Origin of the sequence: Deinococcus soli (ex Cha et al. 2016) (genome assembly GCF_001007995.1) — a bacterium.
GTDB lineage: Bacteria > Deinococcota > Deinococci > Deinococcales > Deinococcaceae > Deinococcus > Deinococcus soli.
This window is the reverse complement of record NZ_CP011389.1, coordinates 2178455-2201099: the sequence shown is the minus strand read 5'-3', so window position 1 is coordinate 2201099 and position 22645 is coordinate 2178455. Positions and strand designations below refer to the sequence as shown.

Genomic DNA, 22645 nt, shown 5'->3' with positions numbered 1-22645 from the left:
GTTGAGGGCCGCGTTCAGGCGGGTACGGCCTCACGGGCGGGGGCGCGCATGCGGCGGCGCAGGCCGTCGGCGTACTCGGCCAGTTCCAGCAGCAGGTCGGACACGCCGCTGCGCAGCAGGTACTGCCCGCCGGGCAGGGGCGTCAGGGCCAGGAAGGGCGCGCGGGTCAGCGTGTCGAGGATGCCGCCCAGCTCGGCGTAGTTCACGCCGCTGCCCAGCCGCTCGGCGAGGCGCTGCACGCTGACCAGCGAGTGCGCGGGCTGCTGCGCCAGGGTCAGCAGGACCGCGCTGAACGCGCCGCGCTGCGCCAGGTGCGCGCCCACGAGTTCCGCGACGCTCGCGGCAGCCTCCAGATCCACGCTGCCCGCCTTCCAGTAGCCGCGCAGGTCCACGGTGGACAGCGGCGCCAGCTGCGCGTGGTCGATCAGGGCCTCCAGGGCCTCGCGGGTCAGGCGGGGGGTGTTCACGGCGCGGTCGGTCTCGCCGGTCAGCAGGACGCAGTAGTCGGCGCGTTCCTTCCAGGCGTCGGCGCGCACGGCGGCCTCGCTCGTGGCGATCAGCACGGCGTAGCTGTGGGCGCCCAGTTCGGCGTTCAGGCGCAGCACGCCGCTGCCCAGGTCTTCCAGGCGGTAGCCGGTCAGGCGCGCGAGTTCCGCGAGGTTCGCCGCGTCGTCCCGCAGGTTCAGCGGCGCGGGCGCGGGCGCCGCTGCGGTCACGGTCCGCGCCAGGGCGGCCGTTGCGGCGCCGGAAGCCGTGACCCCAGTGGCCGGCACGCTGCGGGCCGGGGCGTCGAAGCGGACGTCCAGGGGGCGGACCGTCACGCCCGCGGTGGGGCTGCTGGCCGCCGCGGCAGGACGCGCCGTGACGCGGCCAGTGTCAGCGCGGGCAGGCTCTGCACGGCTGGGCTCCACCCGGTCAGGCTGCGCCTTCCCAGCGGCAGCGGGGTCACGGACCGGATCGGATCGGCGCGGCGCTTCGGGGACGCGCGCCGCCTCTGATGTCCGGTGGGCTTCCGGGGTCCGCTGGGTCTCGGCGGGGCGGGGCGCCTCGGGCCGGGCGTCGGGGGTGCGGGGGGGCTCGCCGACGGGCGCGGTGTTCAGCGCGGGCCGGACCTCCTGGAGGCGCACCTCGCGGACGTGGGGAGTGGACGCGACGACCACGCGGCGCGTCTCGGGTTTCTTGGGCGCGTCGCGGCGCGGGGCAGGAGGCGGCGCGTGCGGTTTGACGATCGATTCGACCTGGAACCGGCCCGGCTGGATGGGCGTGATCATCAGCACATCGTTCACGCCGAGGTTCTGCGCGTGGTACACGCTGCCCAGGCCGGTGACGCGCCGGCCCGTCAGGTCCACCTGCGCGGCGTGTTCATGGCCCTGATCGTCGACCAGCGTGATGGGTCCGGCGCTGGGGAACGTGCCCTCGAGGTACTTGAGAAGGCGCAGGCTGCCGTCCTGCAGGCAGGGGCGGGTGATGATGTAGCGCTGGGCTTTCACGCGTGGGTTCCTCCAGTTGGGCCGTTTCCGGGCAGGGTGAAACGATTCACTGCTGAATAAAGTGTTCCTAAAGTAGCAGATTCCGGCCTGTCAAGCGCAGGAATCCGTGCCGGAGCCTGAAATGGCGCGGCGACTCCCTGTACGGTGCCTCAAGTTCATGAACTGTGGGCCTGCAAAGGCTGAAGGACCTGTGAACTGCCGGGGGAATGAGGCGGGCCGCACTGTGGGAAGGTGCGCGTTTCAGGGGTTGAGTGGGGACTCTATGCTGCACGCATGGAGTCCACTGTGAAGCTGATCGAGCAGTATTACGCTGCGTTCAACGCCGCCGAGTTCGGGGGCATGCTGGCCCTGCTGACCGACGACGTGCGGCACGACATCAACGAGGGTGAAACTCAGGTCGGCCTGGACGCCTTCCGGGCGTTCCTGGCGAAGATGGACCTCCACTACCGCGAGCAGGCGCGTGAGCTGGTCGTCATGAGTACCCCGGACGGCGCGCGGGCGAGCGCGGAGTTCGTGATTCACGGCGAGTACCTGCGCACCGATCCGGGTCTGCCCGAGGCGCGCGGGCAGCGGTACGTCCTGCCGGTCGGGGCGTTCTTCGAGGTGCACGGGGGGAAGATCGCGCGGGTCACGAACTACTACAATCTCGCGGACTGGTCCCGTCAGGTGGGGGCTTGACTCTGAGGATCGACGCGGTGGGCGATGCGGACCTGGCGCCGTTCATCGCGGACCTGGCGCGGCTGCGGATCACGGTGTTCCGTGAGTTCCCGTACCTGTACGACGGGACGGCCGCGTACGAGGAGGCCTACCTGCGCACGTACCTGGACGCGCCGGACGCCGTGGTGCTCCTCGCGCGCGACGGCGGGCGGGTGGTGGGCGCCAGCAGCGCCCTGCCACTGACCCAGGAGACGGACGAGATCCGCGCGCCCTTCCAGCAGTCCGAGTTCGACGAGCGGGAGGTGCTGTACCTCGGCGAGAGCGTCCTGCTGCCCGAGTACCGGGGGCGTGGGCTGGGCCACGCGTTCTTCGACGGGCGCGAGGCACACGCCCGCACGCTGGGGCTGACAGTGACAGCGTTCTGCGCGGTGCAGCGCCCCGGGGATCACCCGCTGCGGCCGCAGCCGTACCGGCCCCTGAACGCCTTCTGGGCGGCGCGTGGGTACGTGGAACGCCCGGACCTGCATGTGGCGCTGTCCTGGCCTGATCTGGAAGAGGCGCGGGAGACGCCCAAACCGATGCGGTTCTGGGTGCGCCGGGACCCTACCCGGCCTCCGGTGGAAAGGTTTGCGTAATCTCTCACCCGAAGGGGATTCGTAGAGCTGCGCAGCACAGCGAGCAGGAGAGGAACGGATTCCGTCTTATTTGAGGTTCGGGTGGTTCCGGGCGTGCGTCTCGGCCTCTGCGCGCTTCTTCGCCTGTGCCCAGCCGTAGGAGCGGAAGGCGTCCACGGTGAACCACACGGCGAACACGGCGGCCAGCACGCCCCAGATGATCCGGTCGCTCGTCAGGGCGGCGAAGGCTGCCCAGGCGCACAGCGCGGCCAGGAGCAGGCTGAAGGCGAACACGATGTGGGGGGGGACGCGGCGACCGAACATGCCGCCCAGTGTAGCCACGGGCGTCTGACAGCGCTCTTGCCTCTCCCCTTCCCTGTGGGGCTGGGGGCATGGGCGCGGCCCGCGCCGGGAATTCCGGATCGCGGGCCACACGGGGAGAACACGTCCTAGTGGCGTTCGCTCTGGAGCTGCCCGGCACCCACGGCGTCTTCCAGCTTCACGGCGCCGTGCTTACGCATGACGCTCAGGGCCTCGTCGGCACGCATGCCGCTGGGGTCGCGGGCGATGACCATGACGTGCCCGTCCTTCATGCCGCCGTAGAACTTCTCGGCCTGGGGGGCGGGGACGCCCATGCGCCGCAGGAGGTTGACGAAGTCGCCGTGGTCGCTGCCCGCCAGCGCACCGAAGAGGCCGCCCAGGGCGCCGCCCCCGATCACGCCGAACAGGATGCCCAGCACGCCGCCGTCGGCGTAGATGCGGGTGACGGGAATGATGAGCAGCAGCAACCAGATGGGCACGGTCAGCACGAGGCCGCCCAGGATGCCCAGCCACGCGCCCTTGAGGACGGCGGCGGTCCCGGCGGGCTGCCCGGCTTCGGGGCTGACGCCGGTCTGCTGGGCGATGTCCTCCTGCGCGATGACGTCCGTCAGCGCAAAGCCGAGGTGGTCACGGTCAAAGCCGCGCTGCAGCAGGGTCTGCAACGCCCCCTGCGCCTGCTGGGGTTCGCGGAAGAGAGCAACGACACTTTCCATACCCTGCTTTGTAGCATGAGGAGCGTGTGCGCTGCGAGGGACAAAGCGCTCACGGCGGTGCGGGAGCCTTCATCCCGGGGCGGAAGCTGGGGGGGGTGGTACGTTTGGCTGCCCGCCGCTTTCCTATACTGCCCGCATGACTGGCCTTCTCACCCTCGGCCTGCCGGATGCGGCGTTCGAAGCGCGGCTGCGCGAGGTGCTGCGCTCGCGGGTGGAATTCATTGAGCTGATCGGGGATGATCTGGTCGCGGCGGGCGGGAAGCGGGTGCGCCCGATGATCGCGCTGCTTGCGGCGCAGGTGCTCGGCGCCAGCCCGGCCCGCGCGGACTGGGCCGCCGTACGTGACCTGGGTGTGTGCGTGGAACTGCTGCACTCGGCGTCGCTGCTGCACGACGACCTGATCGACGACGCGGACACGCGCCGGGGGCAGCAGGCGGCGTTCCGGCGGTTCGGGAACGTGGTGAGTGTCATGAGTGGCGATTTCATGCTGGCGCGGCTGCTGGGGCTGCTCTCGGGCATGCCGGGCGGCGCGGCCCTGACCCGCATGTTCGGTGAGACGGCCAGCGTGATCTGCGAGGGCGAGGTGCTGCAGTTCCAGGTGGCGGCGTACCAGGAGTACGCGCTGGAGCATTACCTGAACGTGATTCACGGCAAGACGGCGGCGCTGACGCAGCTGGCGGCGGAAGCCCCGGCGGTGCTGCTGGGCGCGACGGCGGCGCAGCGGGAGGCGCTGGCGACCTTCGGGCTGGAGTACGGGATGGCCTTCCAGATGCAGGACGACCTGCTGGACCTCGCGGCAGACGAGGTGACGCTGGGCAAGCCGGTCGGCGGTGACCTGCGTGAGGGTAAGGCGACGTATCCGCTGCTTCACCTGCTTGAGGGGCCTCACGGCGACGAGGTGCGGGACGTGCTGGAACGCCGCGCCTCGCACGAGGGGGACGTGGCGCGCGTGCAGGCGCTGGCGGCGCAGGAGGGGGCTTTCGAGGCGACCCGCGCCGAGGTGCGCCGCCGCGCGTGGCTGGCGGTGGACGCCCTGCGTGCCCTGCCCCCCGGGGACGCGCGGGACGCGCTGGAGCGGCTGGCGGTGCGTGAGATCGAACGCAGCCGCTGAAGAGGAGCGAAGTGCGGGAAGGGGGCCAGCACGGCTCCCCTTCTTTCTATAGAGGCCCGATCTGAACCGGGTTCAGACCGCCCGGGTCGTCCCGCCGCGTGGGACGCTGACGTTTCGTCGGTCTGCGAGGGCACGCGGAGGCCGGATTGCCGTTCGGCAGGTTGTGGGCAGCCGCGCCACGCAGGGCCGAGGTGGAAGCGGTTCAGGTTTTGCGCGTGTTCAGCGTGAGAAAGCGGGGTTGACGCCTCTGTGGATACTGGATACAACTTCGGAGGTTCACGCCTCAGTCCACGGTCGTCATCGTGGGACGCGCCCCGCCCCGCACCTGTCTATGCGTCTCACCGGGCGCGTGTATGCTGCGCCTGAGCCAAACCACACCACCCACCCCAGTTCCCACCGAAGGGAAGGAGACCGTCAAATGCGGGCATCAGGACTCAACTGGCAGGGCCTCATGGAGCAACTCCGGCAGGCACTGCCCCACTGCGAGGTCACCGACCAGTCCCTCGCGTACTTCAAGTACCCCAAACGCACCGTCAGCGTGAACCTCCCGGTGCGCATGGACGACGGCAGCATCCGCGTCTTCCGCGGCTACCGCACCGTGCACAGCACCTCACGCGGCCCCAGCATGGGCGGCGTGCGCCTGCGTGAAGGCGTCAACGCCCACGAGTGCGAGGTGCTCGCCGCGATCATGACCCTCAAGGCCGCCGTGGCCGACCTGCCCCTCGGCGGCGCGAAGGGCGGCGTGGACGTCGACCCCGGCACCCTCAGCCCTCACGAGCTGGAGGGCGTGGTGCGCCGCTACACCAGCGAACTGGTCGAACTGATCGGCCACAACGAGGACATCCTCGCGCCCGACGTGGGCAGCGACGCGCAGGCGATGGCCTGGATGCTCGACACGTACAACGAGAACACCGGCACGACCAGTAACGGCGTCGTGGTCGGCAAGCCCATCCCGCTGGGCGGCAGCTACGGCAGCAAGGACGCCCGGGGCCGCAGCGCCGCGCTGGTCGCCGCGCGCGTGCTGGAGGAGCGCGGCGAGAGCCTCAGCCGCGCCAAGGTCGCCGTGTACGGCTTCGGGGACGTGGGCCGCCGCGCCGCGCAGACCCTCGCCGCGCAGGGCGCGCTGGTCATCGCCGTGTCCGACCAGGACGGCGCGACCTTCGCCAGCTCCGGCCTGGACCTGGACGCGCTGTCCGCCTACCGCGAGCAGCACGGCAGCGTGGCGGGCTTCGCAACCGACATCACCCCCGCCGAGGTCACCGAGCTCGACGTGGACGTGCTGCTGCTCGCGTACGACTACGGCACCGTGAATGCCGGAAACGCCCACGCCGTGCGCGCCCGCTACGTCGTGGAGGCCACCAACCGCGCCGTGCTGCCCGAGGCCGAGCGCTTCCTGGCCGGGGCGGGCGTGCAGGTCATCCCCGACCTGATCGCCAGCATCGGCGGCGTGGTCGTGAACTACCTGGAATGGGTGCAGGACGCCAGCAACTTCTTCTGGACGGAAGAGGAGATCGAGGCCGCGATTGACCAGCGCGTGAACGTGGCCGTCAGTGACGTCATGAGTGTGGCCCGCACGCGCCAGACCGACCTGCGCACCGCCGCGTACGCCCTGGCCCTGAACCGCCTGCATAGCGCCACCGTGATGCGTGGCGTGTACCCATAACCGCCTTCCCGGCCCGCTGAAGTCACCAGCAGCCCTGCGGCACCGACCAACCACACCCCCCTCTCCTTCCCTGGAGGCACTGCCATGACCGCCACGCAAGATCCGACCAACAGCACTGGGCCCAAATCCGGCGCGCACGCCATTCCCAGCTACCTCGACCCGAACAACATCGGGCCGTACGAGATCTACCTCGAGCAGGTCGAGCGCGTCACGCCGTACCTCGGCAAGCTCGCCTACTGGGCCGAGACCCTCAAGCGGCCCAAGCGCATCCTGGTCGTGGACGTGCCCATCCACCTCGATGACGGCACCGTCGCGCACTTCGAAGGCTACCGCGTGCAGCACAACACGTCGCGCGGCCCCGCCAAGGGCGGTGTGCGCTACCACCAGGACGTGACCCTCAGCGAGGTCATGGCCCTGTCGGCGTGGATGACCGTGAAGAACGCCGCCGTGAACCTCCCGTACGGGGGCGGCAAGGGCGGCATCCGCATCGACCCGCGCAAGTACTCCACGGGGGAACTCGAGCGCCTGACGCGCCGCTACACCACGGAGATCGGCCTGATCATCGGGCCGGAGAAGGACATTCCCGCGCCGGACGTGAACACCAACCCGCAGACGATGGCGTGGATGATGGACACGTACTCCATGAACGTGGGCCGCACCGCGACCGGCGTCGTGACCGGCAAACCCGTGTCCCTGGGCGGCAGCCTGGGCCGCGGCGACGCCACCGGGCGCGGCGTGTTCGTGACCGGCGCGGAGGCCATGAAGAAACTCGGGATGCCCATGCAGGGCGCGCGGGTGGCGGTGCAGGGCTTCGGGAACGTGGGCGAGGCCGCCGCGCGCATCTTCCATGAGCACGGCGCGAAGATCGTCGCCATTCAGGACGTGACCGGCACCATCCACAGCGCCGCCGGGATCGACCCGAAGGCCGCGCTGGAGCACCTGCGCCGCACCGGCAAGATCACCGAGCTGCCCGGTACCGAGGAAATCAAGCGCGACGAGTTCTGGAGCGTGGACTGCGACGTGATGATCCCCGCCGCGCTGGAAAAGCAGATCACCCTGGCGAACGCCGGGCAGATCAAGGCGAAACTGATCGTCGAGGGCGCCAACGGCCCCACCATTCCCGCCGCGGACGACCTGCTTGCCGAGCGCGGCGTGACGGTCGTGCCGGACGTGCTGGCGAACGCGGGCGGCGTGACCGTGTCGTACTTCGAGTGGGTGCAGGACTTCAGCTCGTTCTTCTGGACGGAAGACGAGATCAACAAGCGCCTGGACCGCATCATGAGCGAGGCCTTCGGCAGCCTGTGGGACGTGAAGGAACGCCACGGCGTGACGCTGCGTACCGCCGTGTACATCGTGGCCTGCACCCGCGTGCTCGAAGCGCGCGCCCTGCGTGGCCTGTACCCGTAAGCAGTCGATGGGTGAAGGTCGATAGGTGATAGAGGATGGGTGCTGGGGGGCGACCTCCACCCCCATCCTCTCTTGCAGAAGGTGCCCCTGAAGCGTGAGGCGGGGCGCCTTTCTTTCTGGCGCTGAAAGGCGGATACTCCGCGAGTCATGCCCTCCTCGCCCCTGAGGCCCCTGTCACAGAAAGTCTCCCGCTGGGTGCTCCAGCAGGAGGATCACCCGCAGCAGGAGGGCTTCTACGAGGCCGAGGGGGAGGTCAGGGCCCACGAGCGCAAGCACCCCTGGTGGAAGGTCATGTGCCTGACCGGGGTGGACTACTTCAGCACGCTGGGCTACCAGCCGGGCATCGCGGCGCTGGCGGCTGGGGCGGTGTCACCCTTCGCGACGCTGGTACTCGTGCTGGTGACGCTGTTCGGGGCGCTGCCCATGTACCGCCGGGTGGCGGAGGACAGCCCGCACGGGGACGGGTCGATCAGCATGCTCGAGCGGCTGCTGTCGTACTGGCCCAGCAAGTTCCTGGTGCTGTCGCTGATCGGGTTCGTGGCGACCGGCTTCATCATCACGATCACGCTGTCGGCGGCGGACGCCTCGGCGCACATGATCGAGAACCCGTTCCTGAAGTCGGCGCTGGAGGGGCATCAGGTGGGCGTGACGTTCGTGCTGCTGCTGCTGCTGGGCGCAGTGTTCCTCAAGGGCTTCAAGGAGGCCATCGGGATCGCGGTGGTGCTCGTCGTGGCGTACCTGTGCCTGAGCGCCGTGGTGATCGGCAAGGGCGCGCAGGTGATCCTGAGCCAGCCGGAGCTGGTGCAGGCGTGGCTGGGCACGCTGAACGTGGGCTTCGGCTCGCCGCTGGCGCTGATCGGCGCGGCGCTGCTGGTGTTCCCGAAGCTGGCGCTGGGCCTGTCGGGCTTCGAGACGGGCGTGGTCGTCATGCCGCTGATCGAGGGGGACAGGGGCGACACCGAGGACAAACCCACCGGGCGCATCCGCAACGGCAAGCGGCTGCTGACCACAGCGGCCCTGCTGATGAGTGCGTTCCTGATCACGAGCAGTCTGGTGACCACCCTGCTGATCCCGGCGGCGGCGTTCCAGCCGGGCGGCGAGGCGAACGGGCGCGCGCTGGCGTTCCTGGCGCACGAGTACCTGGGCGAGTGGTTCGGCACCGCGTACGACGTGAGCACCATCCTGATCCTGTGGTTCGCGGGCGCCAGCGCCATGGCGGGCCTGCTGAACATCGTGCCCCGCTATCTGCCGCGCTACGGCATGGCGCCCGAGTGGACGCGGCTGCACCGCCCGCTGGTGCTGATCTACCTGCTGATCGCGTTCGTGGTGACGGCGGCGTTCCGCGCGAACGTGGACGCGCAGGCGGCGGCGTACGCGACCGGGGTGCTGGCGATGATGACCTCGGCGGCGGTGGCGGTGTGCCTGACGGCCGTGCGGCGCCGCCAGCCGCGCGTGGCCTGGGCGTTCGGGGTGATCAGCACCATCTTCGTGTACACGAGCGCCGTGACGATCTTCAGCAACCCGCAGGGCCTGCTGATCGCGCTGCTGTTCATCGTGCTGATCCTCGCGGTGGGCGTCAGTTCGCGCGTGTCGCGGTCGTTCGAGCTGCGGGTCAGTCAGGTGCAGTTCGACGACGCGGCCATCGAGGTCCTGAAGACTCACCCGATCCGGCCGCTGCGTTTCGTGTCGCACCATCCGGGCCGGGCGTCCGAGGCCGAGTACAGCAAGCAGGAGCTGCGCGTGCGGCAGATGGTGCACCTCCCGGAGGACGAGCCGTTCCTGTTCCTGGAGGTGGAGGTGGACGACGCGAGCGAGTTCACGGACGTGGTGGAGGTCACGGGGCTGCGCGTGGGGCCGTACTCGGTCCTGAAGGCGCGCGGGTCGAGCATCCCGAACACGATCGCGGCCGTGATGCTGACGCTGCGCAAGAAGGGCGCGCCGCCGCAGGTGTACATGCGCTGGACCGAGGACAGCCCCCTGCAGCTGGCGCTGGATTTCGTGATCGGGGGGCGCGGGGACGTGCCGCCGCTGACGCGCGAGATCCTGCGCCGCGCCGAACCGGACCGCGACCGGCGGCCCATCGTGCACGTGGGGGGATAAGGCCGATACGGGCTCCGTCTGTTTCGTTGACAACCCGCAAGGACGCCGGGTTGTCAACTCCACGCCCGGAACCCGCTTTGCTCCCACTCGCATCCGCTCGGGTTGAAGGTTTTTGCACACCTTTCAACCGGAGTCCGTATGACCTTGAGGCAATCTTAGACTTGAGCGTATAGCACTCAAGTCTATTGACACCCGGAAACTGTGGGCCTATGCTGTATGGCGATCAGAACTGCTGCCCGCGCGGCAGCAAATCCCCATCCCCACAGGAGTCAACATGCCCAAAGCAGTCGGAATTGACCTCGGTACCACCAACTCTGTGATCTCCGTCATGGAGGGCGGCCGCCCCGAAGTGATCGTGAACGCCGAAGGCGCCCGCACCACCCCCAGCGTCGTTGCGTACAAGGGCGACGAGCGTCTCGTCGGGCAAATCGCCCGCCGTCAGGCCGCCCTGAACCCTGCCGCCACGCTGTTTGAAGTCAAGCGCTTCATCGGTCGCCGCTGGGACGAAGTGAAGGAAGAAGCCGCCCGCAGCCCTTTCACCGTGAAAGAAGGCCCCGGCGGCAGCGTGCGCATCGAAGTGAACGGCCAGGACCTCGCCCCCGAGCAGGTCAGCGCCGAGGTGCTGCGCAAGCTCGTGAACGACGCCAGCGCCAAGCTGGGCGAGAAGATCAAGGACGTGGTCGTCACCGTCCCCGCGTACTTCGACAACAGCCAGCGCGAGGCCACCAAGCAGGCCGGTGAGATCGCGGGCCTGAACGTCCTGCGCGTCATCAACGAACCCACCGCCGCCGCGCTCGCCTACGGCCTGGAACGCAAGGGCAACGAGACCGTGCTGGTCTTCGACCTGGGGGGCGGCACCTTCGACGTGACCATCCTCGAACTGGGCGACGGCGTGTTCGAAGTGAAATCCACCAGCGGCGACACCCACCTGGGCGGCGCGGACTTCGACCAGCGCATCGTCGACTGGCTCGCCACCGAGTTCCAGAAGGACAACAGCTTCGACCTGCGCAAGGACAAGCAGGCCCTGCAGCGCCTGATCGAAGCGGCCGAGAAGGCCAAGATCGAACTGAGCAACGCCTCCGAAACCACGGTCAGCCTGCCGTTCATCACCTTTGACCCCGAGACCCGCACCCCCATGCACCTCGAGCGCACCCTGAGCCGCGCCAAGTTCGAGGAACTCACCGCCGACCTGCTGCGCCGCGTGCGCAAGCCCGTCGAGCAGGCCCTCGCCGACGCCAAGCTGGACGCCAGCAAGATCGACGAAGTGATCCTGGTGGGCGGCAGCACCCGCATCCCCGCCGTGAAGCGCATCGTGCAGGACATCATCGGCAAGACCCCCAACGAGTCCGTGAACCCCGACGAGGCCGTCGCGCTCGGCGCCGCCGTACAGGCCGGGATCATCCAGGGTGACTCCAGCCTGGGCGACATCGTGCTGGTCGACGTGACCCCGCTGACGCTGGGCGTGGAGGTCAAGGGCGGCATGATCGCCCCCATGATCACCCGCAACACCACCGTCCCCGCCAAGAAGACCGAGATCTACACCACCGCCGAGAACAACCAGCCCGGCGTGGAGATCAACGTCCTGCAGGGCGAACGCCCCATGGCGAACGACAACAAGAGCCTGGGCCGCTTCAAGCTGGAAGGCATCCCACCCATGCGCGCCGGTCAGCCCCAGATCGAGGTGACCTTCGACATCGACGCCAACGGCATCCTGCACGTCACCGCCAAGGAAAAGACCAGCGGCAAGGAAGCCAGCATCCGCATCGAGAACACCACCACCCTCGACAAGAGCGACGTGGAACGCATGGTGCAGGAAGCCGAGCAGAACGCCGCCGCCGACAAGCAGCGCCGCGAGAAGGTCGAGAAGCGCAACAACCTCGACAGCCTGCGCGTCCAGGCCCTCGGCCAGATCGAGGAAAACGGCGCTGCCACCCAGGACGCCAAGGACAAGCTCAAGGCCGCCGCCGACGAGGCCGAGGAAGCCGTCCGCAGCGACGACGACGCCCGCATTGACGCCGCCCAGAAGAAGCTGGAAGAGGAACTCCGCTCCTTCATGACCGCCGCCCAGGCGCAGGGTCAGGACGCCGGCGCCGCGCAGGGCCAGCCCCAGGCGAAAGCCGACGACGACGTGATCGACGCGGACTTCAAACCCGCCGAATAACCCCTCCGCCCCTGCGGGGCACCTCCCCCCAGGGGGAGGCGAGGGTCGGGCGAGGCTGCCGCCCACCAGCACCAACATCCAGGGGAGAGGACGGCCAGCGCGCCGCCTCTCCCCTGCCCCACAGACACAGCAGATTCCGCCCGGGCTGAGCGGTTCTCCGAACCTTCACCCGCCGTGCGACTAAGCTGGAACGAATGTTCCGCAAGAGAGGCCCCAAGATGACCGACGACCAGCACAAACCCGCCCCCGACAGCACCCCGAAGACCGTCAGCGAGGACGGCCTGGACATCCCCGACACCGAGGCCGACAACATGGCCGAGGACGCCGAGACCGCCTTCCCCGGCATGGACGGCCTGGACGAGGGCATGCTCGGGCAGGTGCAGGAGATGATGGCGAAACTGGAACGCGCCGACGAACTGGAGAAGGAGAACGCCGACCTCAGGGGCCGTCTGGCCCGCCTGGCGACCGACTTCGACAGCTACCGCCGCCGCACCCAGGAGGACGTGAACGCCGCGCAGGGCCAGGGCGTGAGCAAGGCCGCCGAGGCGCTGATGCCCGTGTACGACGACATGGATCGCGCCGTGACCATGGGCGCCGCCGACCCCGCCAAGTTGATTCCCGGCATGCAGGCCGTGCAGGGCAAGATCCTGGGCGTGTTCGCGGGCCTGGGCCTGGAAGCGACCGGCAAGGAAGGCGAGGCTTTCGACCCGCAGTGGCACGAGGCGCTTCAGGTCGTGCCCGGCGACGAGGACGACGTGATCGTGCAGGTGTACCAGCTGGGCTTCCGCATGGGCGATCGCCTCGTGCGCCCCGCGCGCGTCGTCGTGAGCAGGAAGGGTTGAGAGGTGACCGTTGATGGTTGACAGAGAGGACAAGACGGCGTCGGCTGAGGCCCCTGCGGCTCCATCAACCATCAACCGCTCACCATCCGCTGCGCCGCGCGATCCGCTGCATGGCGTGACGTTGGAGCGCGTCGTGACGCACCTCCAGGCCGAGTACGGCTGGGACGAGCTCGCGCGGCGCATTCCGGTGAAGTGCTTTCAGAGCAACCCCAGTGTGACGAGCAGTCTGAAGCTGCTGCGCAAGGAAGGCTGGGCGCGCGAGCAGGTGGAAGGCGAGTACGTGCGGCTCGTGCAGCGCGAGAACGCCAACCCGCTGATCGAGGCGCTCAAGGCCGGTACCCTGACGGACGAGGTGCAGGCACCCAGCCAGACGAAGACGCACGAGGCGCTGGGCTGGGCGCTGCGGCACGGCGTGGCCGAGGCAGAATTGCTGGCCCTGCTGGGTCGCGTGCAGGACGTGAACTTCTGGCCGGGCACCTCGACGCTGCCACTGCTGAACCTCGCCATCGACCGGGACGCGCCGCCCACGTTCGTCCGGGCGCTGCTGCAGGCGGGGGCACTGCCGGACGACCCGCGCTACTGGCTGCCGCTGCTGCACAGCGTGGACGTGGAAGGGCAGGCGTACCGGGACGGCCGCCGGGCGCCGCGCACGGACGTGCTGGACCTGCTCGTGGCGCGCGGCGCGAAGCCGGGGCAGGCGGACCGGCGCGGCGTGACCGCCCGCGAGATTGCCACGGCGTACGGCCTGCGGGTGGTCCTCAACCGCCTGGAACAGCTGGGCGCGTAAGGCCGTAACGGGGCACAGGAGAGGAGGGAGTCATGGCGTACAAGGATTACTACGACGTGCTGGGCGTGTCCCGCGGCGCGTCCGACGCGGACATCAAGAGCGCGTACCGCAAACTGGCCAAGCAGTACCACCCGGACAAGAACGCCGGGGACGAGAAGGCCGCCGAGAAGTTCAAGGAGATCGGCGAGGCCTACGCGGTCCTCAGCGACCCGGAGAAACGCAAGGTGTTCGACCAGTTCGGGCACACCGGGCAGGTGCCCCCCGGCTACCAGGGCGGCGGCTTCCAGGGTGGCGACTTCGGCGGCTTCGACGGCTCGCAGTTCAGCGACTTCTTCCAGGGGCTGTTCGGCGGGGCCGGGCGCCGGGGCGGCGCGGGCTTCCAGGGCGGCGCGCAGGTGAACCTCGAGGACCTGCTCGGCGGCGGCCTGGGCGGCGCGGGGCAGAGCCGCCGCTTCGTGCAGAACGTGGAAGGCGAGTTGCAGGTCACGCTGGAGGAAGCCTTCAGCGGCTCTGATGAGGTCATCAACGTGGACGGCAAACGCCTGAGCCTGCGCGTCCCGGCGGGCACGCGCGACGGCGCACGCCTGCGGCTGGCCGGGCAGGGCCCGGGCGGCGGGGACGTGCTGCTGACCATCCGCGTACTGGAGGACGCCCGATTCGACCTGGACGGCAACCACCTGACCACCAGCGTGGACGTGCCCGCCCCGGTTGCCGCGCTGGGCGGGGACGTGACCGTGCAGACCCTGAGCGGCAAGGGGAACCTGAGCGTGCCCCCCGGCAGCAGCGGCGGGCGGCGCATGCGCCTGCGCGGGCAGGGCTGGCCGAAGAAGGACGGGACGCGCGGCGACCTGTACGTCCGCCTGAACGTCACGGTGCCCACCACCCTAAGCGACGAGCAGAAGGAGCTGTACCGCCGACTGCGCGACCTCGGGTAAAGCCGCAACAGAAACGCCTCCACCCGTCTGGTCGGAGGCGTTTCTGTTGCGGCTTTATACGGAATTAAATTGACTTGCTTCCAATGTGGTCACGTTCCGTGGTCCCCTCTCCCCATGTGGGAGAGGGCGGGAGGAGCGAAGCGACGGAAGGGTGAGGGGGCTACCGGGCGAGTCCGAATGGCGTGGAATCACTTGAATCCCGTATCACTTCCCGGTCTGGTCGATCAGTTCCTCACTGAGGGTCCACAGGCGGCGGGCGCTGTCCGCGTCGAGCGCGTGGAGCTTGTAGCCGAACATCGGGTTGGGGCTGTCCTCGTCCAGCGGGGTGCTCTGCTGGAGGTCCTCAAGGAACAGGCCGCCCACGCCGTCCAGTTCGGGCGCGGTGGCGGCCCAGACGCTGGTGCTGGCACCCTGCGCGGGAGTCTTGAAGGCGGGGTTGGGCACGCCGTTCTCGTCGATCCAGCCGCGCCGCTGCGCCTCACCTGCGGGCATGTGCTTCTGCAGGCCGGTCATGATCCCGCCGGGATGCACGGCGTTCGCGGTGACGCCCTGGTTGGCGTAGCGGCGATTGAGTTCGGCGGCGAACAGGGCGTTGGCGGTCTTGCTCTGGCCGTACGCCTGCCAGGGATCGTAGGGGGTCGCCCGGAAGTTCGGGTCGTCCCAGCGGATGTCGCTGATGCGGTGACCGCTGCTGCTCAGGGCCACGACCCGGGCGGGCGCGGCGGCCAGCAGCGCGGGCATCAGCAGCCGGGTCAGCTGGAAGTGCCCCAGGTGGTTCGTGCCGAACTGCGTCTCGAAGCCGTCGGCGGTCTGGCCCTGCGGGGTGGCCATGACGCCCGCGTTGTTGATGAGCATCCTGATCTGCGGGGCGAGCGCGAGGAGCTCCCCGGCGGCCTGCCGCACCGACGCGAGGGAGCCGAGATCGAGGTGCAGGACGTGCACGTCGCTGTTCCCGGTGGCCTGGGCGAGGTCACGGGCGACCTCCTCGCCGCGCGCAGTGTCGCGGACAGGCATGATCACGCGCGCCCCGGCGCCCAGCAGGGCGCGGACCGTCTCGACGCCCAGCCCGGAGGCCGCGCCAGTCACGACGGCGGTCTGGCCGGTCAGGTCGGTGCCTTTCAGGAGGTCGGCGGCGGCGGCGCGGGGGGCCAGTGGGCTCTTGATCGGGGTCATGGGGACACCGTAGTCCTTCGCGTGCGCTCGAAGTCAACGCGTGGCTCACAGGATGGAGGAATGCTCAAGAGGGGGCGGCCAGGGTGTCCCCCTGGCCGCCCCTGTGCCCCGGTTCAGATCGTGGGCTGGCTGATGCCTTGCAGCGCCTGTTCGTCTGCGCCGCCGCTGGCGCGCGTGGCGAGGTCCGCGAGGCTCACGATCCCGACGACCTTCGCGCCGTCCGTGACGGGCAGGCGGCGCAGCTGGCGGTCCGCCATGGCTTTCGCGGCGTCCTGCACGCTGGTGTCCGCGTCCATCGTGAACACGCTGCCGGTGGCGTAGTCGGTCGCGGCGCTGCCCAGGTCGTGCCCGTACGCCACGGCGCGGATCACGATGTCCCGGTCGGTGATGATGCCGCTCAGCGTATCGCCGTCCATGATGAGCACGTTGCCGATGTCCTGCTCGCGCATCAGCGTGGCCACCTCCTTCAGGGTGGCGCGGGGATCGGTGGTGGTCAGGTCGGTGGTCATGATGTCGCGCAGGGTGGTCATGCCCTGACCGTACCCCCCGCCCGTCCGGGCTGCGTGGGAGCTTGCCCAAGCCGGGTGGGGAAAGTCTTGAGGCAACGGAAAGCCGCCCACGCGGGTGCGCGGGCGGCCCTGAGGGGTGCGGTTACTTCATCAGCCAGTCGAAGGCGGTCTTCATCAGGATGTTGCGGCTGTTGGGGGTCAGGCCCTCCATGCCGAAGCCCATGGTGACGGTGCGGTACTTCCCGGCGTCGTTGGCGACGATCGCCCCGGCGTTCTCGCCGGCGGACTGGGCGCTGACGCGGGGGCGGTTCTGGCCCTGCGCCTGGGTGTTGCCGCCCAGGATCTGGTTCAGCACGCCACCCAGGATGTTCGCGGCCAGCCGCTCGACCAGACCGCGCGGGTCCTGCACCTTCTGCGCGGCGCGGGTGCGGTTGGGGTCCACGCGGATGCTCTGCGCGGTGATCGTTCCGGCGGTGGCGTTCGCGGTGCCCCACGAGGCGACTACGCTGCTGCCGCCCTGGTCGGCGATCACGTCGGGGTAGTACTGGTTGGCGGCGCTGCCCTGGGCGTTCAGGGTGAAGGCGGTGCTGCCGAACGCGCCGCGCGTCACGAATTTCGCCTGACCGCTGCTGTCCGCCACGAAGCGGGTCTTCAGGGTGCCGGTGTAGAAGGCGCTGGTGCCGATGTCGTAGCCGATGTCCTGCCCGGTGATCAGGAGGTTCCCGCCGCCCGCCACGTACTGCTGCAAGGTGTTCTGGTCGGCGGGGGTGATGGTGTTCTGGTACTGCTCGCCGGTCGCCCAGACGACGATGTCCGCGCGCTTGAGTTCGCTCAGGGGCACGGCGCCCTGGCTCTGGGTGTTCCACACGAAGGCCCCACCAGTCGCGGCGTTGGCCTTGATGGCGTCACGCAGCGCGGCCGTCACGTCGGCACCCTGGCCCATGTCGTCATCGACGAGCATGACGGTGGGTTTCTTGCCGGTGCTGGGCGCGGGGGTCGGGGCGGGTGCCGGGGTGGGCGCAGGCGTGCCGGGGCGGTCCTTGATGAAGCAGCCCTTCCTCAGGCCCGGGGCGGGGTCGCGGCCCCACTCGGCGACCGTGCAGTTGAAGCCGTCGGTGCCGACGCCCGTCAGGTACTTCCCGGCGGTGCCGAACGCGGCGTCCTTCTGCCCGCTGAAGTCGCACTTGCTGCCTTCCAGGGCGCACAGCGTGTAGCCACTGGGGCCGGTGGGAGCAGGCGCGGGGGTGGGGGCCGGCGTCGGCGCAGGCGTCGGGGCGGGGGTCGGCGCAGGCGTGGGGGCCGGTGCAGGTGTCGGGGCGGGCGCAGGGGTGCCGCCCAGGTTCACGCCCAGTTTGCCCATCGCGCCGGGCACACTGATCTGACCGAAGCCCACGTTGTTGTTCTTGCTGCCCGCGTTGCTGGCGCTGGTGTACAGCGCGTTCTTGATGCCGTCCACACTGGTACCGGGCTTGGCGGACAGCAGCAGGGCCACGGCGCCCGCCGCGATGGGGCTGGCCTGCGAGGACCCGCTGAGCGCGCCGTACTGTCCGTTCGGGAAGGCGCTGGTGATCTCCACGCCGGGCGCGGCGATGTCGGGCTTGGTGAACACGCCCTTGATGGTGCTGTTCCAGTTCACGGGCCCGCGGCTGCTGAAGCTGGCCACCTGGCCGTCCTGGCCCACGGCGCCCACGCCGATCGCGTCGGGCAGGTTGCCGGGGCTACCGGTGCTGGCCGAGGTCGGCCCGAAGTTCCCGATGGCGAACACCGGCACCACGCCCGCCTTGAGCATGTTCTGCACAGGCACGATGAACTCGTCGTACGTGCCGGGAATGCCAAGGCTCATATTCACGACGTCGGCGCCGTCGTCGGTGTCGGCGTTGTTGTCCGGGTCGAGGACGTACTGCATGCCCGCGATGACCTGCGCGAAGGTGCCCTCGTTGTTCGGGAGGACCAGCGCGCTGATGACCTTCGCGCTGGGCGCCACGCCGACCGTGTCACCGACCAGCAGGCCCGCGGTGTGCGTGCCGTGGTTGGTGGTGTCGCGCGCGGCGGCATTCGGGACGCGGTCCCCGTCCGCGTTGAACTCTGCGAACGCGGCGACCTTCCCGTTCAGCTGCGGGTGATTGGCGTCGATGCCGCTGTCCAGGTGGCCGATCTTGATGCCCTGGCCCTTGAATCCGGCGGTCCAGGCCTGTGGCGCGCCGATCTTGGCGAGGTGCCAGGCCTCGCCGGGCGCGGCGGCGGCGGCGCTCAGGGCGACGGCACGCTGCGGTTTGGGGATCTGTACCTTGAAGTTCTCGAACACGTCACTGACGATCGGGAGCATCGCCACGGCGCGGGCCTGCACGGGCGTCATGGGCAGGTAGATGCTCTGGTCCAGCCACAGCTGGGTGGCCTTGCCGGAGTTGAGCGCCTGCCCGATGAACCCGGCGGCGGGGCCGAGCGCGGCGAGGCGGCTGGCGAGCTGCCCGCGCAGGTTCTTGAACTGCGCCCGGCCGCGGGCGTCGTTGGCGAACTGGAAGCGGACGATCACGCCCACCTGGGTCTGGTCGCCCTTCTGGGCGCGTTGCAGCAACGTCGGGGACAGGCGCCCGGCGTTGGCTTCGCTCAGGCCGCCCAGGGTCAGGGCCGCGCCGAGCATCAGGAGGTTTCGCTTCATCATGAGGCCCAGCCTAGGGGGTGGCGCGTGACGGCCTCTGAACGGAACGTGAGGAGACCTTGACGTCCGGTCAGGCGCGCATCAGCCGCGGGCGGGGCGGGTCAGCGGGTGTACTCGACGATCAGTTCCCGGTCGAAGTCGTCGACCTTGCGGTCGATCATGCTCTTGCGGGTGTAACTCAGCAGGACGCGGCCACTGCCGAGCTGAAGCAGGTTCAGCGTGCCGCGCACGCCGTTGCCGATCTGGGCGTTGTTGCCGTTCATACGCCACTGGAAGCCGCTGCGGATCAGCAGACCCCGTTCGGGGTCGTCGTTGGCGGGCACGGCGACCGGGCGGGCGCTGAAGCCCTCCGGGCCGCGCATCTCGCCGGTCTTCAGGTCGATACTGACGCCTTTCAGGACCCCGTTCATGTACGGGCCGTCCCCGAAACTGACGCGGGTCGCGTCGCGGCTGACGCTCAGGCGGAAGGTCTTCCCGGTGGACGCCAGGGTGTTCTGGAAGACGATGTAGCGCTTGAAGTCCTCGGCGCTGATGTTCAGCCGCTTGTCGTAGGTGGGGGCCACGCCGCGCGCGGCGGTCGCGGTGACCTGCCGCAGCACCTCGCGGTCCCCGCCGGCCCCGGCCACGACGAGTTCAAGCGCGACCGTGGAGATGCTGGGGCGCCGTTCGAGCAGCGTGACGGTCTGCCCGGCCTGGGGGAGCAGGGTGCCGATCTTCGCCTGCCACCCGGAGGGCAGCGGGGGCGGGACACTGGTCGAGACGGCCAGGGCGGCGCCGAGCGCGCCCAGGGTCACCGCACTCCAGGTTGTGAACCGCGCCGCTCTCATTCAAGGTGAGAATAGAGCCGCCGGGTGAGAGTTTCCCGCTGTCAGGCGGCCCGAAGATGAATACGGCGGTCAGTCCCGGATCAGCTGACCCGGGACCGACCGCCTGCCGGGAAGGCTCAGGCCTTGCCGACGCTGCCGAGCACGCGCATCTTGTGCTCGATGACCTGGCTCATGACGTCGCGGGCCGGGCCGAAGATCTTGCGGGGGTCGAATTCCTTCGGGTTGGCGGTCAGGGCCTCGCGGATGCCGACGGTACTGGCCAGACGCAGGTCGGTGTCCACGTTCACCTTGGCGATCCCGAACTGCGTGGCGCGCTGCAGGTCCTCGTCGGCGATGCCGGCGGCCTCGCCGATCTGCCCGCCGGCGGCGCGGAAGCGCTCGACGATCTCCTGCGGCACGCCGCTGCTGCCGTGCGCGACGAGGGGAATGCCGGTGAGGCTGGCGATCTTCTCGATGCGCGCGTGGTCGATGTAGGGGCGGCCCTTGCCCTTGAACGCGCCGTGGCTGGTGCCGATGGCGATGGCGAGGTAGTCGGTGCCGGTCTGCTCGATGAACTGCACGGCTTCCTCGGGGTCGGTCAGGAAGGCGTCCTTCTCATCCACGACGATGTGCTCCTCGATGCCGCCCAGGCGACCGAGTTCGCTTTCCACGCTGATGCCCATGGCGTGCGCGGCTTCCACGACACGTTTCGTTTCCTTGACGTTGTCCTCGAAGCCGTGGTGGGAGGCGTCGATCATGACGCTGGTGAAGCCCATCTTGATGGCCTTCAGCGCGCTCTCGTAGGAGCTGCCGTGGTCGAGGTGCAGCGCGACGGGCACGGTGGCCCTCTTGGCGAGGTCGATGACGATGTTGGCGAGGTCCTGGCCGCCGTACTTGATGGCGCCCTCGCTCATCTGCACCATGACGGGGCTGCGCAGCCGCTCGGCGGTGTGGATGATCGCCTGGGTGATCTCCATGTTGTTGGTGTTGAACGAACCGACGCCGTACTGGCCAGCGCGGGCGGGAATCAGGATGTCGTTACCGGTGACGAGCATGTGAATACCTCCTTGAGCGTCCCCACTCTACCCGGAGTGACGCTGGTCACACTCGGGGGCCGTCCACATGACTGGGCCGCGCGGGGTAGACAGGGGACTACCATGCGGGCATGACCACCCCTTCCCCCGCCCCGCTGGCCTTCGATCTGGACGGCACGCTGTCGCGCCGTGCGCGGAGCATGACGGCCAGCGCCATCCGCGAGATCCTGAAGGTCACGCAGCAGCCGGACGTGATCAGTTTCGCCGGAGGGCTGCCCGCGCCGGAACTGTTCCCGCTGGACGAGGTCCGCGCCGCGAGCAACCGCGTACTGGACGTGTACGGCCCGGCGGCGCTGCAGTACTCGACGACCGAGGGCCACGCGCCGCTGCGCGAGTGGATCGGCGCGCAGGCGGGCATACCAGCGCGGAACGTGCAGATCGTGACCGGCAGCCAGCAGGGCCTGGACCTGCTCGGCAAGGTCCTGATCGACGAGGGGGACGTGGTGCTCGTGGAGGCCCCCACGTACCTGGGCGCGCTGCAGTCCTTCCAGCCGTACCTGCCCAGGTACGTGCAGGTGCCCACCGACGAGGGTGGCATCGACGTGGACGCCCTGGAAGAAGTGCTGAAGACCACGCGCGCGAAGCTGCTGTACGCCGTGCCGAACTTCCAGAACCCCACCGGCCGCACCCTGAGCGCCGAGCGTCGTCGCCGCCTCGTGGAACTCACGGCGCAGCACGGCGTCCTGCTGATCGAGGACGACCCGTACGGGCAGCTGCGCTTCACCGGTGAGGCCGCACCCAGCCTCTACAGCCTGGGCCTGGACCTGCACGGCGACGCGGACCGCAACCACGTCATCTACTCCAGTTCCTTCAGCAAGACCCTGGTGCCGGGCCTGCGCGACGCGTGGGTGCAGGCCGCCGCGCCGATCATCAATAAACTCATCCAGGCGAAGCAGGGCGCGGACCTGCACACGCCGACCTTCAACCAGATGATCATCGCGGAACTCGTGGACAGCGTCCTGCCCCGCCAGATCGAACGGGTCCGGCAGGCGTACGGCGAACGCGCCCGCCTGATGCTGGAGCGCATCCACGCGGACTTCCCCGCCGGGGTGCAGACCACCACGCCCGAGGGCGGCATGTTCCTGTGGCTGACCCTCCCGCAGGGCGTGGACACCCAGGCGCTGCTGCCCCGCGCCGTACAGCGCAAGGTCGCGTACGTGCCCGGCAGTCCCTTCTACGCCCTGGGCGGCGGCGAGAACACCATGCGCCTCAGCTACAGCAACGCCACGCCCGAACAGATCACGCGGGGCATCCACGCGCTGGGCGACACGCTGCGCGAGGCGCTGGGGCTGTGAGCCTGGACGCCGTTCTGCACGAGGTGCGCGGCGAACGGGAACGTCAGGACGCGAAGTGGGGCCCTCAGGCGCACGACCCGGCCACCTGGCTGATGATCCTCGCGGAGGAGGTCGGCGAGGCGAATCAGGCGGCGTTCGAGCATCTGCATCCCACTTTCGACAAGCGGGCCGTCACGCGGGGCCGCCGCCCGCTGAGCGAATACCGCGACGAGCTGATCCAGGTGGCGGCCGTGGCGGTCGCCGCGATCGAGGCCCTGGACCGCCAGTCGTCCTGAACACACCCGACACACCCGCCTCGCCCTCAAAGC

General features: G+C 69.5%; 20 protein-coding genes. 12 read left to right on the top strand and 8 right to left on the bottom strand.

Annotated features, from left to right (window positions below; genetic code table 11):
- Positions 1–14 precede the first annotated feature (14 nt).
- Positions 15–1490, bottom strand: coding sequence for a hypothetical protein (locus SY84_RS10865; RefSeq protein WP_046844025.1), 1476 nt, complete (start codon positions 1488–1490; stop codon positions 15–17).
- Positions 1491–1763: 273 nt separating this feature from the next.
- On the opposite strand from SY84_RS10865, the gene SY84_RS10860 reads away from it, so the two are divergent.
- Positions 1764–2168: a ketosteroid isomerase-related protein gene (locus SY84_RS10860; protein WP_046844024.1), complete on the top strand. Its 405-nt coding sequence runs from the start codon at positions 1764–1766 to the stop codon at positions 2166–2168.
- Entirely contained in the window at positions 2165–2782 is a 618-nt protein-coding gene (locus SY84_RS10855) for a GNAT family N-acetyltransferase (protein ID WP_046844023.1), read from the top strand. Before SY84_RS10860 ends, SY84_RS10855 begins: the two co-directional genes overlap by 4 nt.
- Positions 2783–2848: 66 nt before the next feature.
- Here SY84_RS10855 and SY84_RS10850 read toward each other — a convergent pair whose 3' ends face one another.
- Both SY84_RS10850 and SY84_RS10845 read right to left on the bottom strand, forming a co-directional pair.
- A complete protein-coding gene (locus SY84_RS10850; RefSeq protein ID WP_046844022.1) occupies positions 2849–3085 on the bottom strand; it encodes a hypothetical protein in 237 nt (78 codons plus the stop codon).
- A gap of 125 nt (positions 3086–3210) precedes the next feature.
- Positions 3211–3795: a hypothetical protein gene (locus SY84_RS10845; protein ID WP_046844021.1), complete on the bottom strand. Its 585-nt coding sequence runs from the start codon at positions 3793–3795 to the stop codon at positions 3211–3213.
- Positions 3796–3931: 136 nt separating this feature from the next.
- Between SY84_RS10845 and SY84_RS10840 the strand changes: the two genes are divergently transcribed.
- From SY84_RS10840 to SY84_RS10805, 8 genes are all read left to right on the top strand, one after another.
- Positions 3932–4906, top strand: coding sequence for a polyprenyl synthetase family protein (locus SY84_RS10840; RefSeq protein WP_046844020.1), 975 nt, complete (start codon positions 3932–3934; stop codon positions 4904–4906).
- A gap of 418 nt (positions 4907–5324) precedes the next feature.
- A complete protein-coding gene (locus SY84_RS10835; protein WP_046844019.1) occupies positions 5325–6569 on the top strand; it encodes a Glu/Leu/Phe/Val family dehydrogenase in 1245 nt (414 codons plus the stop codon).
- 84 nt (positions 6570–6653) lie between these two features.
- Positions 6654–7976, top strand: a complete 1323-nt coding sequence (locus SY84_RS10830; RefSeq protein WP_046844018.1) for a Glu/Leu/Phe/Val family dehydrogenase — start codon at positions 6654–6656, stop codon at positions 7974–7976.
- Between the two features lie 147 nt (positions 7977–8123).
- Positions 8124–10076 (top strand): amino acid transporter, encoded by a 1953-nt coding sequence (locus SY84_RS10825; protein ID WP_046844017.1) that lies wholly within the window; start codon positions 8124–8126, stop codon positions 10074–10076.
- 274 nt (positions 10077–10350) lie between these two features.
- Positions 10351–12237, top strand: a complete 1887-nt coding sequence (dnaK, locus tag SY84_RS10820) for a molecular chaperone DnaK (protein WP_046844016.1) — start codon at positions 10351–10353, stop codon at positions 12235–12237.
- Between the two features lie 194 nt (positions 12238–12431).
- Positions 12432–13079, top strand: coding sequence for a nucleotide exchange factor GrpE (locus tag SY84_RS10815; protein ID WP_157882961.1), 648 nt, complete (start codon positions 12432–12434; stop codon positions 13077–13079).
- Positions 13080–13194: 115 nt separating this feature from the next.
- Entirely contained in the window at positions 13195–13866 is a 672-nt protein-coding gene (locus SY84_RS10810) for a VF530 family DNA-binding protein (RefSeq protein WP_245621324.1), read from the top strand.
- A 32-nt stretch (positions 13867–13898) separates the two neighbouring features.
- Complete coding sequence (locus SY84_RS10805) at positions 13899–14801, top strand: DnaJ C-terminal domain-containing protein (protein WP_046844014.1); 903 nt, start codon at positions 13899–13901, stop codon at positions 14799–14801.
- A 204-nt stretch (positions 14802–15005) separates the two neighbouring features.
- On the opposite strand, the gene SY84_RS10800 is transcribed toward SY84_RS10805, so the two are convergent.
- The 5 genes from SY84_RS10800 to fba form a co-directional block, all read right to left on the bottom strand.
- Complete coding sequence (locus SY84_RS10800) at positions 15006–15974, bottom strand: oxidoreductase (RefSeq protein ID WP_046844013.1); 969 nt, start codon at positions 15972–15974, stop codon at positions 15006–15008.
- 113 nt (positions 15975–16087) lie between these two features.
- Positions 16088–16504: a CBS domain-containing protein gene (locus tag SY84_RS10795; protein ID WP_046844012.1), complete on the bottom strand. Its 417-nt coding sequence runs from the start codon at positions 16502–16504 to the stop codon at positions 16088–16090.
- A gap of 121 nt (positions 16505–16625) precedes the next feature.
- On the bottom strand, positions 16626–19142 hold the full coding sequence (locus SY84_RS10790) for a S8 family peptidase (RefSeq protein WP_046845147.1): 2517 nt from the start codon (positions 19140–19142) through the stop codon (positions 16626–16628).
- Between the two features lie 101 nt (positions 19143–19243).
- Positions 19244–19969: a hypothetical protein gene (locus SY84_RS10785; RefSeq protein ID WP_046844011.1), complete on the bottom strand. Its 726-nt coding sequence runs from the start codon at positions 19967–19969 to the stop codon at positions 19244–19246.
- Positions 19970–20085: 116 nt separating this feature from the next.
- Positions 20086–21003, bottom strand: coding sequence for a class II fructose-1,6-bisphosphate aldolase (fba, locus tag SY84_RS10780; RefSeq protein WP_046844010.1), 918 nt, complete (start codon positions 21001–21003; stop codon positions 20086–20088).
- Positions 21004–21113: 110 nt separating this feature from the next.
- On the opposite strand from fba, the gene SY84_RS10775 reads away from it, so the two are divergent.
- Positions 21114–22337 (top strand): PLP-dependent aminotransferase family protein, encoded by a 1224-nt coding sequence (locus tag SY84_RS10775; protein WP_046844009.1) that lies wholly within the window; start codon positions 21114–21116, stop codon positions 22335–22337.
- Complete coding sequence (locus tag SY84_RS10770) at positions 22334–22612, top strand: hypothetical protein (protein ID WP_046844008.1); 279 nt, start codon at positions 22334–22336, stop codon at positions 22610–22612. The genes SY84_RS10775 and SY84_RS10770 overlap by 4 nt, the downstream gene beginning before the upstream one ends.
- Positions 22613–22645: the final 33 nt, after the last annotated feature.

Excerpts from the sequence above, each read along its gene's own strand:
- SY84_RS10860 (WP_046844024.1), top strand. The coding sequence starts at position 1,764 with ATGGAGTCCACTGTGAAGCTGATCGAGCAGTATTACGCTGCGTTCAAC.
- SY84_RS10850 (WP_046844022.1), bottom strand. The coding sequence starts at position 3,085 with ATGTTCGGTCGCCGCGTCCCCCCCCACATCGTGTTCGCCTTCAGCCTG.
- SY84_RS10845 (WP_046844021.1), bottom strand. The coding sequence starts at position 3,795 with ATGGAAAGTGTCGTTGCTCTCTTCCGCGAACCCCAGCAGGCGCAGGGG.
- SY84_RS10840 (WP_046844020.1), top strand. The coding sequence starts at position 3,932 with ATGACTGGCCTTCTCACCCTCGGCCTGCCGGATGCGGCGTTCGAAGCG.
- SY84_RS10835 (WP_046844019.1), top strand. The coding sequence starts at position 5,325 with ATGCGGGCATCAGGACTCAACTGGCAGGGCCTCATGGAGCAACTCCGG.
- SY84_RS10830 (WP_046844018.1), top strand. The coding sequence starts at position 6,654 with ATGACCGCCACGCAAGATCCGACCAACAGCACTGGGCCCAAATCCGGC.
- SY84_RS10825 (WP_046844017.1), top strand. The coding sequence starts at position 8,124 with ATGCCCTCCTCGCCCCTGAGGCCCCTGTCACAGAAAGTCTCCCGCTGG.
- dnaK (WP_046844016.1), top strand. The coding sequence starts at position 10,351 with ATGCCCAAAGCAGTCGGAATTGACCTCGGTACCACCAACTCTGTGATC.
- SY84_RS10815 (WP_157882961.1), top strand. The coding sequence starts at position 12,432 with ATGTTCCGCAAGAGAGGCCCCAAGATGACCGACGACCAGCACAAACCC.
- SY84_RS10805 (WP_046844014.1), top strand. The coding sequence starts at position 13,899 with ATGGCGTACAAGGATTACTACGACGTGCTGGGCGTGTCCCGCGGCGCG.
- SY84_RS10800 (WP_046844013.1), bottom strand. The coding sequence starts at position 15,974 with ATGACCCCGATCAAGAGCCCACTGGCCCCCCGCGCCGCCGCCGCCGAC.
- SY84_RS10795 (WP_046844012.1), bottom strand. The coding sequence starts at position 16,504 with ATGACCACCCTGCGCGACATCATGACCACCGACCTGACCACCACCGAT.
- SY84_RS10790 (WP_046845147.1), bottom strand. The coding sequence starts at position 19,142 with ATGAAGCGAAACCTCCTGATGCTCGGCGCGGCCCTGACCCTGGGCGGC.
- SY84_RS10785 (WP_046844011.1), bottom strand. The coding sequence starts at position 19,969 with ATGAGAGCGGCGCGGTTCACAACCTGGAGTGCGGTGACCCTGGGCGCG.
- fba (WP_046844010.1), bottom strand. The coding sequence starts at position 21,003 with ATGCTCGTCACCGGTAACGACATCCTGATTCCCGCCCGCGCTGGCCAG.
- SY84_RS10775 (WP_046844009.1), top strand. The coding sequence starts at position 21,114 with ATGACCACCCCTTCCCCCGCCCCGCTGGCCTTCGATCTGGACGGCACG.